The sequence below is a fragment of the Sphingomonas carotinifaciens genome (assembly GCF_009789535.1).
GTDB lineage: Bacteria > Pseudomonadota > Alphaproteobacteria > Sphingomonadales > Sphingomonadaceae > Sphingomonas > Sphingomonas carotinifaciens.
In genome coordinates, this window is sequence record NZ_WSUT01000005.1 from 1,830,631 (window position 1) to 1,845,282 (window position 14,652).

At 70.5% G+C, this 14,652-nt stretch carries 16 protein-coding genes; 15 read left to right on the forward strand and 1 reads right to left on the reverse strand.

Going from position 1 to position 14,652, the window contains the following annotated elements; translation table 11 throughout:
• Nucleotides 1–3: 3 nt before the first annotated feature.
• The 10 genes from GQR91_RS10745 to GQR91_RS10790 are packed head-to-tail and all read left to right on the forward strand — an operon-like array spanning nt 4 to nt 8,753.
• Nucleotides 4–975, forward strand: coding sequence for an aminotransferase class I/II-fold pyridoxal phosphate-dependent enzyme (locus tag GQR91_RS10745; RefSeq protein WP_149681761.1), 972 nt, complete (start codon nt 4–6; stop codon nt 973–975).
• The gene (gene cobO / locus GQR91_RS10750) at nt 972–1,583 is read left to right on the forward strand and encodes a cob(I)yrinic acid a,c-diamide adenosyltransferase (protein ID WP_149681760.1); all 612 of its coding nucleotides are present in this window, start codon (nt 972–974) and stop codon (nt 1,581–1,583) included. The genes GQR91_RS10745 and cobO overlap by 4 nt, the downstream gene beginning before the upstream one ends.
• 2 nt (nt 1,584–1,585) lie before the next feature.
• Complete coding sequence (locus GQR91_RS10755) at nt 1,586–2,407, forward strand: ABC transporter substrate-binding protein (protein WP_235903959.1); 822 nt, start codon at nt 1,586–1,588, stop codon at nt 2,405–2,407.
• On the forward strand, nt 2,404–3,366 hold the full coding sequence (locus tag GQR91_RS10760; protein WP_149681759.1) for a FecCD family ABC transporter permease: 963 nt from the start codon (nt 2,404–2,406) through the stop codon (nt 3,364–3,366). The genes GQR91_RS10755 and GQR91_RS10760 overlap by 4 nt, the downstream gene beginning before the upstream one ends.
• Complete coding sequence (locus tag GQR91_RS10765) at nt 3,363–4,136, forward strand: ABC transporter ATP-binding protein (protein ID WP_149681758.1); 774 nt, start codon at nt 3,363–3,365, stop codon at nt 4,134–4,136. The genes GQR91_RS10760 and GQR91_RS10765 overlap by 4 nt, the downstream gene beginning before the upstream one ends.
• Nucleotides 4,133–5,017, forward strand: coding sequence for an adenosylcobinamide-phosphate synthase CbiB (gene cbiB, locus GQR91_RS10770; protein ID WP_149681757.1), 885 nt, complete (start codon nt 4,133–4,135; stop codon nt 5,015–5,017). Before GQR91_RS10765 ends, cbiB begins: the two co-directional genes overlap by 4 nt.
• Nucleotides 5,005–6,462, forward strand: a complete 1,458-nt coding sequence (locus tag GQR91_RS10775; protein ID WP_149681756.1) for a cobyric acid synthase — start codon at nt 5,005–5,007, stop codon at nt 6,460–6,462. Before cbiB ends, GQR91_RS10775 begins: the two co-directional genes overlap by 13 nt.
• Nucleotides 6,459–7,472 (forward strand): nicotinate-nucleotide--dimethylbenzimidazole phosphoribosyltransferase, encoded by a 1,014-nt coding sequence (cobT, locus tag GQR91_RS10780; RefSeq protein WP_149681755.1) that lies wholly within the window; start codon nt 6,459–6,461, stop codon nt 7,470–7,472. The genes GQR91_RS10775 and cobT overlap by 4 nt, the downstream gene beginning before the upstream one ends.
• Complete coding sequence (locus tag GQR91_RS10785; protein WP_311732255.1) at nt 7,462–8,235, forward strand: adenosylcobinamide-GDP ribazoletransferase; 774 nt, start codon at nt 7,462–7,464, stop codon at nt 8,233–8,235. Before cobT ends, GQR91_RS10785 begins: the two co-directional genes overlap by 11 nt.
• Nucleotides 8,232–8,753, forward strand: coding sequence for a histidine phosphatase family protein (locus tag GQR91_RS10790; RefSeq protein WP_149681753.1), 522 nt, complete (start codon nt 8,232–8,234; stop codon nt 8,751–8,753). The genes GQR91_RS10785 and GQR91_RS10790 overlap by 4 nt, the downstream gene beginning before the upstream one ends.
• 8 nt (nt 8,754–8,761) lie before the next feature.
• On the opposite strand, the gene GQR91_RS10795 is transcribed toward GQR91_RS10790, so the two are convergent.
• On the reverse strand, nt 8,762–9,448 hold the full coding sequence (locus GQR91_RS10795; RefSeq protein WP_149681752.1) for a DUF4197 domain-containing protein: 687 nt from the start codon (nt 9,446–9,448) through the stop codon (nt 8,762–8,764).
• A gap of 315 nt (nt 9,449–9,763) precedes the next feature.
• Here GQR91_RS10795 and GQR91_RS10800 point away from each other — a divergent pair, with 315 nt between their 5' ends.
• From GQR91_RS10800 to GQR91_RS10820, 5 genes are all read left to right on the forward strand, one after another.
• On the forward strand, nt 9,764–10,546 hold the full coding sequence (locus tag GQR91_RS10800; protein WP_149681751.1) for an IclR family transcriptional regulator: 783 nt from the start codon (nt 9,764–9,766) through the stop codon (nt 10,544–10,546).
• Nucleotides 10,547–10,642: 96 nt separating this feature from the next.
• Nucleotides 10,643–11,683 (forward strand): ATP-grasp domain-containing protein, encoded by a 1,041-nt coding sequence (locus GQR91_RS10805; protein ID WP_149681750.1) that lies wholly within the window; start codon nt 10,643–10,645, stop codon nt 11,681–11,683.
• A 77-nt stretch (nt 11,684–11,760) separates the two neighbouring features.
• Nucleotides 11,761–12,345: a TerD family protein gene (locus GQR91_RS10810; RefSeq protein WP_149681749.1), complete on the forward strand. Its 585-nt coding sequence runs from the start codon at nt 11,761–11,763 to the stop codon at nt 12,343–12,345.
• Nucleotides 12,346–12,359: 14 nt separating this feature from the next.
• Nucleotides 12,360–13,463 carry a TerD family protein gene (locus tag GQR91_RS10815; RefSeq protein WP_149681748.1) on the forward strand — a complete coding sequence of 368 codons (1,104 nt, stop codon included), beginning with the start codon at nt 12,360–12,362 and terminating at the stop codon, nt 13,461–13,463.
• Nucleotides 13,464–13,511: 48 nt separating this feature from the next.
• A complete protein-coding gene (locus tag GQR91_RS10820; protein ID WP_149681997.1) occupies nt 13,512–14,597 on the forward strand; it encodes a DUF475 domain-containing protein in 1,086 nt (361 codons plus the stop codon).
• Nucleotides 14,598–14,652: the final 55 nt, after the last annotated feature.

Here is a 14,652-nt window from a genome sequence, read left to right on the forward strand (position 1 = left end):
GTGATGTCCGGCGCACGCAATCTGGCGCCGTTCTACGTTCATGGCGGGCGGGTGGCGGAGGCGCGTGCCGTGTTCGGGGGCGAGAACTGGATCGACCTGTCGACGGGGATCGCGCCGCACGCCTATCCGGTCGGGGAGACCGGGCTGGCACGTCTGCCGGAGAGCGGGGCGGTGGCGGCGCTGGAGGCGGCGGCGGGGCGTGCGTTCGGGGTGCCGGCGGGGCGCGCGGTGGTGGCGGTGCCGGGGACGGACCTGGCGATGCGGCTGCTGGCGCTGTTGATGCCGGGGGAGCGTCCGGCAGTGGTGGTGCCGGGCTATGGCGGGCACCGGGCGGCGTGGCCGGCGGCGGTGCCGATCGCGTGGGAGGCGCTGGGGCAGGGCGGCCACGACCTGACCATTCTTGCCAGCCCCGCCAACCCCGACGGCCGGCGGCTGGATCCGGTGAGCGCGCGCGACCTGCTGGCGCGCGGCATGCTGGTGGTGGACGAGGCCTATGCCGACCCGGCGCCGGGGCTGGCGGCGATGGATGACGCGAGGCTGGTGGTGCTGCGGTCGTTCGGCAAATTCTATGGGTTGCCGGGGGTGAGGCTGGGCTTCGTCATCGCGGCGCCGGCGCTGGCGGACGCCTTGCGGGCGTTGCTGGGGGACTGGCCGGTGAGCGGGCCGGCGGTGACGATCGGGACGCAGGCCTATGGCGACACGGCGTGGCAGGTGGAGCAGGTGCGCAGGATCGGGGATGCGGCAGTGGCGCTGGATGCGGTACTGGATGCAGCCGGGTTCGCGGTGTCGGGGCGGGCGGGGTTGTTCCGGCTGGTCGCGGTACCCGGTGCCGGGCGCCTGTTCCGCCATCTGGCCGAGCGTGCGATCCTGGTGCGGCCGCTGGCCGACCAGCCGGACCGGTTGCGCATCGGCCTGCCCGGAGACGCGGCCGCGGTGTGGCGACTGGCCGACGCGTTACAGGAGTTCAAGCGATGACCGATACGCCCGAGGACTATGCCCGCCACAACGCCAAGATGAAGCGGATGCAGGCGGCGCGCGAGAAGATGCAGGCCAGGCGCACGCTGGAGCGCGGCCTGTTGATCGTCCATACCGGCAACGGCAAGGGCAAGTCGTCCTCCGCTTTCGGCATGGCGATCCGCAGCATCGGCTGGGGCATGAAGGTCGCCATCCTGCAATATGTGAAGGGCAAGTGGGAGACGGGGGAGCGCAACTTCTTCGAAGCGCATCCCGATCTCGCCACCTTCGAGGTGATGGGCGAAGGCTTCACCTGGGACACGCAGGACCGCGAGCAGGATATCCGCGCGGCGCGCGCGGCGTGGGAACGGTCCAAGGCGATGATCCTCGACCCCGAGATCGACTTCGTGATCCTGGACGAACTGAACATCGTGTTGCGCGACGGGACGTTGCCGGCGGACGAGATCGTCGCGTTCCTGAAGGACCGGCCGCTGACCAAGCATATCTGCGTCACCGGGCGCCATGCCAAGCCCGAACTGCTGGAGATCGCCGATCTGGTGACCGAGTTCGGCGAGGTGAAACATCCCTACAACGCAGGCTTCAAGGCGCAGAAGGGCGTCGAATATTGAGCATGGCGCGCGCGATCGGCGCGGCGACGTGCCTGATGACGGTGTCGGCGGCGCCGGTGCCGGTGCCGGTGCCGGGGACCTTGCGCATCGTGTCGATCAATCCGTGCATCGATGCGATCCTGATGCGCATCGCCGATCCCGCCGAGATCGCCGGGATCAGCCATTATTCGCAGGATGCGCGCGCCTCCTCCATCCCGCTGGACCTCGCGCGGCGCTTTCACGCGACCTCGGGCACCGCGGAGGAGGTGGTGGCGCTGCGCCCCGATCTGGTGCTGAGCGGCCCCCATGTCGCGCCCTCCACGATCGCGGCGTTGAAGCGGATGAAGATCCGGCTGGTGCAATATCCGGTACCCGACAGCGTGGACGAAAGCGTGGCGCAGGTGCGCGAGATGGCCGCCGCGATCGGCCATGCCGACCGGGGCGCGCGTCTGGCGGGGGCGATCACGGCGGCGGCGCGGCCGGTGGCAGGGGCAAAGGTGCCGGCGCTGATCTGGCAGGGTGGCGGACTGGTGCCGGGAGCGGGAACCCTGTCCGACGACCTGTTGGCGCGCAGCGGGTTCCGCAACATGAGCGCGGCCTATGGCCTGAAGAAATGGGACGTGCTGCCGCTGGAATATCTGGTGGCGCGACCGCCGCGGGTGTTGCTGTCGGTGGGCACGGCGGAGGCCGGCGGCGACCGGCTGGCGCGGCATCCGGCGGTGCGGCGGCTGGGTGAGCGGATCACGGTGGCGCCCTATCCGGCGCGGCTGATGAATTGCGGCGGGCCGACGATCGTCGCAGCGATGGCGCGGCTGCGCACGGTACGAGAAGGTTTGGGGCGATGAAGCGGTTGAGCCTGTTTCTGCTGCTGGCGTTGATCGCGGCGGCGTTGCTGTCGGTGGCGGCGGGCAAGGTCTGGGTGCCGTGGGGCGCATGGACCGCGGACGATCCGCGCGGGATCATCATCGCCGAGTTGCGCCTGCCGCGCACCGTGCTGGCGATGGCGGTGGGCGCGGCGCTCGGCCTGTCGGGTGCGGTGATGCAAGGCTATCTGCGCAACCCGCTGGCCGATCCGGGGCTGTTCGGCGTGTCGTCTGGCGCGGCGCTGGGGGCGGTCTTGTCACTGTTCTTCGGCTATGCCGCGCAGGCGTGGTTGCTGCCGGGCTTCGCGCTGGCCGGGGCAGGCGTGACGATGGCGCTGCTCGCGCTGATCGCCGGGCGGTCGGGCAGCCTGATCCTGTTCACGCTGGCGGGGATGATCCTGACCAGCATCGCGGGATCGCTGACGACGCTGGCGATCAGCCTGGCGCCGACGCCGTTCGTCGCGAGCGAGATCGTCACCTGGCTGATCGGTGCGCTGACCGACCGGAGCTGGGACGACGTCAAGGTCGCGCTGCCGCTGATCGCAGGCGGGATCGCGGTGCTGGCGACGACGGCGCGGTCGCTGGATGCGCTGACGCTGGGCGAGGCGGCGGCACGGTCGATCGGGGTCGATCCCCGGCGGCTGCAACTGGCGGTGATCGCGGGCACCGCGCTGACCGTGGGGGCGAGCGTGGCGACGGCCGGGGTGATCGGCTTTGTCGGGTTGATGGTGCCGCATCTGGTGCGGCCGCTGGCGGGTAATCGCCCCTCGGCGATCCTGCTGCCCTCCGCGCTGGGCGGGGCGCTGCTGGTCACGGTGGCGGACAGTCTGGTGCGGATCGCGCCGACGGTCAGCGAACTGAGGCTGGGCGTGGCGATGTCGATGCTGGGCGGGCCGTTCTTCCTGTATCTGCTGATCCGCATGCGGCGGGGGCTGGCATGAGCGTGCTGGCGATCGAGGGCGTCTCGCTGGCGCTGGGCGGCAATCCGGTGCTGCACGAGGTGTCGTTCGCGTTTGCACAGGGGCGCGTGACCGCACTGCTGGGGCCGAACGGGGCGGGCAAGAGCAGTCTGTTGTCCTGCGTGGCGGGGTTGCGGCGGCCGGATGCGGGCCGCGTGACGCTGGACGGCGCCGGGGTGACGGCGCTCGACCGGCGCGAGCGGGGGCGGCGGATCGGGTTGCTGCCGCAAGACGGCGACGTGCACTGGAATATCGACGTGGCGACGCTGGTCGCGCTGGGTCGCCTGCCGCATCGGGGGCGCTGGGGCGAGACCGATGCCGACCGCGCGGCGGTGGCGCGGGCGATGGCCGAAACCGATGTGGAGCATCTGGCCCGGCGCGGCGTCGAACGCCTGTCGGGCGGGGAGCGGGGGCGCGCGCTGCTGGCGCGGGTGCTGGCGGGGGAGCCGGACTGGCTGCTGGCCGACGAGCCGCTGGCGAGCCTGGACCCGGCGCATCAACTGGACGTGCTGGCGCGGCTGCGCGCCGTGGCGGATGCCGGGCGCGGCGTGGTGGTGGTGCTGCACGACCTGCATCTGGCGGGACGGATCGCCGACGATGTGGTGCTGCTGAACCGGGGGCGGGTCGTTGCGGCGGGAGCGGCGGAGGCGGTGCTGACCGCGCCGCTGATCGCCCGGACCTATGGTGTCGCGGTGGAGATCGGGCGGACACCGGGCGGGCACCGCTTCATCCTGCCGACTGCGCGGGCATGAACCAGGCGGCGGCGCTGTTGGCGATCCTGATGCTGGAGGCGGTGCTGGGCTATCCGCGGCGGTGGCGGCATCCGGTGGAGGCGGTGGGGGCGCTGATCGCGGCGTTCGAGCGGCGTTGGCGGCGGCACCGCCGGATCGGGGGCGTGGTGTTGCTGGCGGTGCTGATCGGATTGGCGGTCGCGGCCGGGCTGGCGATCGGGATGCTCGGGTGGGTCGCGGTCATACTGGTGGGCACGACGGGGTTGGCGCAGCGAAGCCTTCACGACCATGTTTCGGCGGTGGCGACCCCCCTTGCGGCGGGCGATCTGGTGGCGGCGCGCGGCGCGGTGGCGATGATCGTCGGGCGCGATACCGACACGCTGGACGAGGGCGGGGTGGCGACGGCGGCGATCGAGAGCCTGGCGGAGAGTTTCTGCGACGGGGTGGTGGCGCCGGCCTTCTGGTTCCTGATCGGCGGTTTGCCGGGGCTGTTCGTGGCCAAGGCGATCAACACCGCGGACAGCATGGTGGGGCATCGCACCGCGCGGCTGGCGGCGTTCGGATGGGCGAGTGCGAAGGCCGATGATGTGATCAACTGGTTGCCGGCGCAGATCGCGGGGTTGCTGATCTGTCTGGTCGGGCGGGGCGGATGGCGGGTGATGCTGCGCGATGCGGGCAAACATGCCTCGCCCAATGGCGGTTGGCCGGAGAGCGCGATGGCCGGCGTGCTAGGGCGGCGGCTGGGCGGGCCGGTATGCTATGACGGCGAGCCGGCGATGCGGGCGGTGCTGGGCGAGGGGGCGGTGCCGGATGCGGGCGATCTGAGGCGGGCGCTGCGCGTCTATCGCGGCGCATGCATGATGATGTGGGTGCTGGTGGGGGTGATCGCTTGGGCGCGGTGATGCTGCAAGGGACGGGGTCGGACGTGGGCAAGTCGGTGCTGGTCGCCGGGCTGTGCCGGCTCTTTGCCAATCGGGGGCTGAAGGTGCGGCCGTTCAAGCCGCAGAACATGTCGAACAATGCGGCGGTGGCCGTGGATGGCGGCGAGATCGGGCGGGCGCAGGCGTTGCAGGCGATCGCCGCGCGCACGCCGCCGACGACGGACATGAACCCGGTGCTGATGAAGCCGCAGTCCGACCGGACGTCGCAACTGGTGGTGCAGGGGCGGGTCGCAGGCGTGGTGCAGGCGGGGCGCTGGCGCGAGGCGAAGGCGGGGCTGATGACGCCGGTGCTGGCGTCCTATCGCCGGTTGCGCGGGCAAGCCGATCTGGTGATCGTGGAGGGGGCGGGAAGCCCGGCGGAGATCAACCTGCGCGACGGCGACATCGCCAATATGGGCTTTGCGCGCGCGGCGGGCGTGCCGGTGGTGCTGGTGGGCGATATCGACCGGGGCGGGGTGATCGCATCGCTGGTCGGCACGCGCGCGGTGCTGGACGAGGCGGATGCGGCGATGGTGCGCGGGTTCCTGATCAACAAGTTCCGCGGCGACCCGGCGCTGTTCGGCGAAGGCATGGCGGCGATCGAGACGCGGACCGGGTGGGAGGCGCTGGGGCTGGTGCCATGGCTGAACGCGGCGGCGCGCTTGCCGGCGGAGGATGCGGTGGCGCTCGACCGGATGGGCGGGGGCCAGGGGGTGGTGATCGCGGTGCCGATGCTGTCGCGGATCGCCAATTTCGACGATTTCGATGCGCTGGCGAGCGAGCCGGGCGTGCGGCTGGCGATGATCCCGCCGGGGCAGCCTTTGCCGGCCGATGCGGCGCTGGTGATCCTGCCGGGGAGCAAGGCGACGATCGCGGACTTGGCGTTCCTGCGCGCGCAGGGGTGGGACGTGGACCTGTTCGCGCATGTCCGGCGTGGCGGCCGGGTGCTGGGGATTTGCGGCGGATACCAGATGCTGGGGCGGCGGGTGTCCGATCCGGAGGGGATCGAGGGCGCGGCGGACAGCGTCGCGGGACTGGGCCTGTTGCCGGTGGAGACCGAACTCGGCCGCGACAAGCGGGTGCGGGCGGTGACGGGCACGCTGTATGGCGGCGGGGGCGACTTTGCCGGGTACGAGATCCATGCCGGGGTGACGCGGGTGGACGCGGGAACGCCGCCGCTGCTTCGCTTCGAGGATGGCGGCGTCGATGGCGCGACCGCTGAGGATGGGCGGATCGCGGGCTGTTATGTCCATGGGTTGTTCGACCGGGTGGGCGCGCGGGGGCATTGGCTGAAGGTGATCGGGGCGGTGTCGGACGGGTGGGACCGCAGCGAGGCGATCGATGCGGCGCTGGATGCGATCGCGGGGGAACTGGAGGCGGTGGTGGCGGTGGAGCGGATATTGGCGCTGGCGGGGGAGGCGGCATGATCGCCGAGGCGGAGGTGCGCGCGCATCTGGATGCGCTGGCCAAGCCGCGGGGCGCCATGGGCCGGCTGGAGGATGTGGCGGTGCGGCTGGCGCTGAGCCAGGGGTGGATCGATCCGGAGACCCGGCCGCGGCAACTGGTGCTGTTCGCGGGCGACCATGGCTGTGTAGACGATGGCGTGTCGGCCTGGCCCTCGGCGGTGACGGGGGTGATGGTCGGGGCGATCCTGGGCGGGCGGGCGACGAGCAATGCGCTGGCGGCGGCGCAGGACTGTGCGCTCAGGCTGGTGGATGTCGGCGTGGCCGGGCCGCGCACCACCGATGCGCCGGCCTTTTTCCGCGATGCGCGGGTCGGTGACGGGACGGCGAGCCTTGCGCGGGGGCCTGCGATGTCGGTCGACGCGTTCGAGGCGGCATGGGCGGTGGGCGCCGACGAGGCGCGCCGCGCGGTCGGTGACGGCGCGGCGGTGCTGATCGCGGGCGAGATGGGGATCGGGAATACGACGCCGGCGGCATGCCTGACTGCGCTCATTACGGGGATCGAGGCCGATGCCGCGGTGGGGCGCGGGGCGGGTGCGGACGATGCGGTGATGGCGGCAAAGCGGGCGGTGGTGGCGGGGGCGGTGGCGCGGGCGCGGGGCGAGGGTGATGCGCGGGCGGCGATCGCGGGTATCTGCGGCTATGAAATCGCGGCGATGGCGGGCTTTTATGCGGAGGGGGCGCGGGCCGGCGTGACCCTGTTGATCGACGGCTATGTCGCGACGGCGGCGGCGCTGGTGGCGGAGCGGCTGGCGCCGGGGACGGCGCGGGCGATGATCGCGGCGCATCGCTCGGCCGAGCCGGGACACGCAGCGGCGCTGGCGGCGCTGGGGCTGGCGCCGATGCTGGAATGGGACATGCGGCTGGGCGAGGGAAGCGGGGCGCTGGTCGCCCTGCCGCTGCTCGACAGCGCGGCGGCGCTGCTGCGCGACGTGGCGCGGCTGGATGCGATCGGCGTGGGCCGTGCGGACTAGGGCGCCGTTCTGGGCACCGCCGCTGATGGCGGTACAGTTCCTGACGCGCGTGCCCGTGCCGTGGCTGGCGCGGCTGGACGGCGCAAGGGCGGGCGACGCGTTCGTGCGGTCGACCGGATGGCTGCCGCTGGTGGGGACCGCCATCGGGATCGTGACGGCGACCGTGTTCGCGCTGGGGCAGTTATGGTGGCCGCCGCTGGTCGCGCTGCTGGTCGCGCTGGCCGTGGAGGCGTGGCTGACCGGTGCGTTCCATGAGGATGCGGTGGCCGATTTCTGCGACGCGTTCGGGGCTGCGCGCGATGCGGAGACGACGCGGCGGATCATGAAGGACAGCCGGATCGGCAGTTACGGTGCGCTGGGGCTGGGACTGGCGGTCGCGCTGCGCGTGGCGGCGACGCTGGCGGTGCCGGGTTCGGTCGGGCTGTATGCGATCGTCGCCGCGGCCGGCATCGCACGGTGGTGCGCGGTGCTGTTGATGGCGATGGCGCCGCCGGCGGCGACGGGCGAGGGCGTCGCAAAGGATATCGGACGCCTGCCGCGACGATCCTTCTGGCTGGCGGCGGTGACCGTCCTGCCGGCGATCGGACTGCTGGCGGCCGGCGGACGATGGACTGCGTCGGTCGTGCTGGTGGTAATCAGCCTGATGCTGGTGTGGATCGCGCGCGGGATACGACGGCGGATCGGGGGCAGCACGGGGGATTGTCTGGGCTTTGCGGCCTATGCGGCGCAGATACTGGTGCTGCTGGTGGTGGCCGGCGCGTGACGGTGCGGCTGTTGCGGCACCCGCCGGTCGCCAAGGCCTGGGCCGGGCGGTGCTACGGCGTGTCGGACATGGGATGGAGCCGCGAAGGGCGGGCGATGGCGTGGTCGCTGGCGGCGGCGGTGCGGGCGGACCGGGTCGTGCATTCGGGGCTGGAGCGGACGCGGCGACTGGCCGAGATGCTGTGTTCCGCGCCGATCGAGGACGCGCGGTGGCGCGAGCGCGACTTCGGCGCGTGGGAGGGCCGGCGCTGGGACGCGATCTGGCGCGAGAGCGGAAATGCGATGGACGGCCTGATGACCGACCCGCACGGTTTCCGTCCGGGTGGCGGCGAGACGGGGGCGATGCTGGCCGCGCGGGTGCGGGCGGCCTGGGACGCGCTGCCCGACGCTGACCATGTGCTGGTGATCGCGCATGGCGGGTCGATCGCGACGCTCCGCTGCCTGTTGGCGGGGGCGCCGCTGACCGAGGCGGTGCGGTTCATCCCCGCCTGCGGCGAGATGGTGGAACTGGCGCGCTGACCGGCGGGTCAGCGGCCGCCCAGCACCGCGATCAGCACGGGGTCGCGCGTCGCCAGCGGGTCGGCGCGGATCGCGGCCTCCTCGCGACCGATCGCGCGGAAGATGGCGCTGCCGGCCTGTTCGGCGACGTCCCGGGCGAGCGCGGTGTAATCCACCCCGGTGCGCGCGGCGATGACCGCGCCCAGTATCTCCGCGCCGTCGGAGCGTAGCGCGCCGCCAATCTCGGGAAACATGGCGTCGACCACGGCGCCGCGCGCCTGGCGTTCGAGCAGGGTCGTTGCCGCGGTCGGCCCGCCGCGCAGCACCGATACGGCATCGGCCACGCTAAGGCCGCGAATCGCATCGAGCACGACCGGCGTCGCCCGGTCGGCGGCATCCACGGCCACGTCGTTCAGGGCAAAGGCGATGCGGTCGCGTACCGCGCGCGTGCGCAGGATCGCGGCCAGCACGTCGCCATCGCGGCCGCCCGCCACCTGTTGCGGCACGGTGATGCGGGTCAGCTGGTCGTCGTAGAAGCCGCCGGGTTGCAGCAGCCGGGCAAAGGCACGCTGGCTGGACAGGGTGAGCAGACGGTGGATGCCGTCGCCCAGGCTGTAGGAGCCGAGCGGCGTGGTGCAGGCGCCGATCGTGACCAGCGGCAGCAGCGCGGCACCGCGGAGCAGGTGACGGCGGGCAAGGAGAGGCGACATGGCCATTCGAGCATCCCGATTTGGGTGGATTTCACTGGTCGATATGACCTAGCCTGTGTGGGACGGGGGATTGCGACAGGGTGAACGGACCGGCAGAATCGCGGTTTGGCGCAGCATTGTTGTCCAGCGGTGTCAGGAAACGCACAGATCATTGACGTTTCCACGTTCCATTGCATAGCTAAAGTTAATCTAGGTTACGGTGCGCTGGTTTGGAACGATGCACACGACCGAACCGACATGTCGTGAAGCTACGGATCGATAAGCAAAAGATCGAGCCAGACAGCAGGAACGGGGGAACGGCGTTTGGAAGCGGAAGCGGAAATGGAAGACGGCATCCTGGAGCGGGACGGCAAGCGGCTCTATCGCGCGCCCGCGCTGGAAAAGGGTCTGGATATCCTGGAGCTGCTGGCGGGTGAGGAACAGCCGCTGACGGTCAGCGCCATCGTGCAGCGACTGGGGCGATCCACGGGCGAACTGTTTCGCATGATCCAGGTGCTGGAGCATCGCGGTTTCGTGGAACAAGGACCCGCCGGCTATGTCATGACGCCGCGCCTGTTTCATCTGGGATTGAAGCGGCCGCCGGTGCGCAGCATGCTGGAACAGGCCCTGCCGATCATGCGGCAACTGACCATCGATATCGGTCAATCCTGCCATCTGGGCATCCAGACCGGCAGCGACATGGCGGTGGTCGCGCGCATGGAGTCGACCGCGGCGGTGGGCTTTGCGGTACGGGTCGGATATCGGCAGCCGTTGCACCGGACCTCCTCGGGAGCGGTGCTCTATGCGTTTCAGTCGCCCTCGATCCGGGGTGACTGGGAGCGGTCGTTCCAGCCGGCACCCTCGGCCGACGAACTGAACGCGTTCCGGGCGCAAGCCGACGAGATTCGCGTTACCGGCCTGGGGCGGCAGGATAACCCCTGCGTCAATGGGATGCGCGATCTGTCGGCGCCGATCCTGCGCGGCCGGCAGGCGATCGCGGTGTTGACCGTACCGTTCCTGCGCCTGACCGATTCGACGGTATCGGAAGATGCCGCATGCAACGCGATCCGGGCGGCGGCGGCGGAGATTTCGAGCAGCTTGGCGTTCAACGACAGCCACGCCTGAGGATACCCGGTCGGACCTTCGCGGCGGAGGCGGTTTCAGGGCGATACCGGCCGGGGGCGCTATCGCCGGCGCGCAAAGTCTGAAACAGCGCCGGCGATGAAGACGATCTGGTTCGATCGCGGGCATTCGGTCCGCAATGCGCTGGCCCTGATAAGGGCGGGGGCGAACGGGCGGGTGCGATTGATCGCCTCGCACCCTTATGCCGATGCCGCGGCGCTGGCGGCCGCCGATCTGGCGCTGATCGAGCCGATTACGGCGGACGGCTATCGCGACTGGTGTCTGGACATGTGCCGGGTGCACGGCGTCGACCTGTTCGTGCCCGGCATGCGCCGCGACCTGATCGCGGGCGACGCGGCCGCCTTTGCCGCGCTCGGCACCCGGCTGGCGCTGCCGGCGGCGCCCGACATGCTGGACCTGCTGGACGACAAATGGGCGTTCATGGACGCGGTGGCGGCGGCCGGGCTGCCGGTACCGCAGGCGTGGCTGGCGCGGGGCGGCGATGACGTGCGCCGCGCCGTCGCCGCCCTGCGCGGGCAGGGACTTGGCGCGTGCGTCAAGCCGCGGCGCGGCGTGTTCGGGGCGGGCTTCTGGCGGCTGGAGGACGAGCGGCCGCTGATCGCGACGCTGATGGATGTCGATGCGCGGACGATCGGGGTCGAGGCCTTTGCGCAGGCGCTGGACGACGGGCAGGCGCCCGACCTGCTGATACTGGAATATCTGCCGGGGCATGAGACGAGCGTCGATATGCTGGCGGACGGCGGCCGCGTGGTGAGCGCCGTCGCCCGGCGCAAGGAGCGCGTGGGGCAGTGGGTGGAAAGCGAGGGCGAGGCGATCGATCTGGCGGCAGCGACGGTGCAACTGTTCGGCCTGTCCGGCCTGATCAACGTGCAGATGATCGAGGATGCGGCCGGGCAGCTGCGGCTGATCGAGGTCAATACGCGGATGAGCGGCGGGTGCCTGAACACCGTGTTTGCGGGCGTGAACCTGCCCTGGTGGCATGTCGCGCTGGAACTGGGGCTGGCGCATGCGGACATGGTGCCGCGCCCCCGCGGCCGCGCGCTGGTGGCGGCGGTACCCGATGCGATCCGGCTGGATGCGCCGGCGCCGCCCTTTTCCGCGATGATCCGCGACGAATAGCGGTTGCGGGCGCCCGCAGGGGCGGTCTAGCGTGGTGCGGACATCTTCCGATCTTTTGCCTTGGGAGGGGCAGCGCGATGGTAAATCTTCAAAAAGGTCAGACGGTTCGATTGGAAAAGCGCGGTGGCGGCACGCTGACCCGCGTGGCCATGGGGCTGGGCTGGGACGTGAAAAAGGCCAAGGGGCTGTTCGGCGCGCTGCTGGGCGGCGGGGGCGGCGACATCGACCTGGATGCGTCCTGCCTGCTGTTCGATGCCGGCGGGCAGATGGTGGACCAGGTGTGGTTCCGGCAACTGACCAGCCGCGACGGCAGCATCGTCCATTCGGGCGACAATCTGACGGGGGCGGGTGCTGGCGATGACGAGACGATCAATGTCGACCTGACGCGTCTGCCCTCCACGGTGCGCGCGCTGGTGTTCACGGTGAACAGCTTTCGCGGCGACACGTTCGACCGGATCGACAATGCCTATTGCCGGCTGGTGGATGCCACCAACGGCAGCGAACTGGCGCGGTTCGATCTGTCGGGATCGGGCACGCATACCGGGCAGGTGATGGCGCAGGTGGTGCGCGTCGGCGACGGGTGGGAGATGAAGGCGCTGGGCGAGAAGACCACGGGCCGCACCTTTCACGACATGATGGGGCCGATCACGGCCGCGTTGTAAGGACGCCCCTCGCGATGCGCGAACTGAGCCAGGGCGGCAATGCACCGGTGGCGGGGGACGCGGTGCGCGTCGCCCTGACCCTGCCGGCGGAGGCCGATGTGTCCGCTTACCTGCTGCGCGGGGACGGGCGGGTGCGCGGCGATGCCGACATGCTGTTCTACAACCAGCCCGCCGATCCCGCGGGCGCGGTCCGGCTGGACGTGGCGACGCGGACCTTTGCGGTCACCCTGTCGCGGCTGGACCCGGCGATCGAACGGATCGTGTTCTGCGTGACGGTGGACCGGGGCACGGTGGCCGCGCTGGAGGGCGCCGCGATCACGGCGGGCGATGTCGAATATCGCCCTCGACTGGCAGGGGCGAGCGAGGCGGCGATGATGCTGGGCGAGCTGTACCGGCGCGCCGGGCAGTGGAAGTTCCGCGCGGTGGGGCAGGGCTTCGACGGCGGGCTGGCGCCGCTCGCCCGCTCGTTCGGGATCGAGGTGGCGGAGCCTGTCGCCGCGCCGCCGCCACCGCCACCGCCGCCACCCCCGCCGGTGCGGCTGAGCAAGGTGACGCTGGACAAGCCGCGCCAGACGGTCAGCCTTGCCAAGCCGACCGGCGAGATCGTCATCAACCTGAACTGGTCGCGCGGCAAGGGCGGCTGGGGGCGCAGCGGCGCGGTCGACTTGGACCTGGGCTGCCTGTTCGAGCTGGACGATGGCTGGAAGGGCGTGATCCAGGCGCTGGGCGGCACCTTCGGCGATTATGAGGGCGAGCCGTGGATCGCGCTGTCCGCCGACGATCGATCGGGCGACACCGCCAGCGGCGAGACGATGCGGGTAAACGGCCGGCATTGGGACCGAATCCGCCGCATCCTCGTTTTCGCGCTGATCTACGAAGGCGTGCCGAACTGGCAGGCGACGGACGGCGTGGTGACGGTGAAGATGCCCGGCGAACAGGATATCGAAGTGCGCATGACCGAGGGTCGCAACGACCGCCGGCTGTGCGCGGTCGCGATGCTGGAAAATGTCGGCGGCCGGTTCCAGGCGATGCGGCTGGTGGATTACCATCAGGGGCAGCGCAAGCTGGACGAAGCCTATCGCTGGGGCTTGCGCTGGACGGCGGGGTCAAAGGACTGACATAAGCGCCCCATACACCAAAAACGGCGCATCCGGGGGACATTCGTGCTGCTGAAATATTACAAGGGTTCGTTCATCTTCACGGGCATCTGCCTGGCCATCGCGGCCTGGCTGGGGATGCAGAGCACCGGCACCGTCGGCGGCACGCTGGGCGTGCTGTGGATCGTGGCGGTGCTGGGCGTGCTGGAGGTGTCGCTGTCGTTCGACAACGCCGTCGTCAACGCGACGGTGCTGCGCGACATGGACGAGAAATGGCGCCGCCGCTTCCTGACCTGGGGCATCCTGATCGCTGTGTTCGGCATGCGCATCGTCTTCCCGCTGGCAATCGTCGCGATCGCGGCCAGCCTGGGGCCGGTCGAGGCGCTGAAGCTGGCGGCGGGCGATCCCGTGCGCTACGAACAGATCATCACCTCCGCCCATGTCGGCATTTCAGGCTTTGGCGGCGCGTTCCTGGCGATGGTCGGCCTGAACTTCTTCTTCGACGACGAGAAGGAGGAGCACTGGATCGGCGTGATCGAGCGGCCGCTGGCCAAGCTGACCGACATTTCGGGTCTGGCGGTCGGCATCGTGCTGCTGGCGATGTACGTGATCTCGCGCTTCATCCCCGTCGAGGAGGCGATGACCTACATCACCTCGGGCATCTTCGGGCTGTTGACCTATATCGCGGTGCATGCGCTGGGCGTGCTGCTGGAAGGCGACGGCGATGCCGCGACGGGCGCGGCGGCACGGTCGGGCCTGGCATCCTTCCTATATCTGGAAGTGCTGGACGCCAGCTTCTCGTTCGACGGGGTGATCGGTGCGTTTGCCTTGTCGAACAACCTGTTCATCATCGCGCTGGGCCTTGGCATCGGGGCGATGTTCGTGCGTTCGATGACGATCATGCTGGTCGATAAGGGCACGCTGACCCAGTATCGCTATCTGGAGCACGGCGCCTTTTACGCGATCATCGCGCTGGCCGCGATCATGCTGCTGTCGGTCGAGTTCGAGATTCCGGAGACGGTGACCGGCCTGATCGGCGCCGCGCTGATCGGCCTGGCCTTCTGGGCGTCGGTGCGCAGCAACAAGCGGGATCCGGAACAGCCGATCGAGGCGGCCGATCCGGTCAAGCCGTCGGGCACCGCGCTGAAGGACTAAGCGCAACCTTTACGTCAATATCGGTCGATGATCGGCCGGCAAGCAATGGAGACGA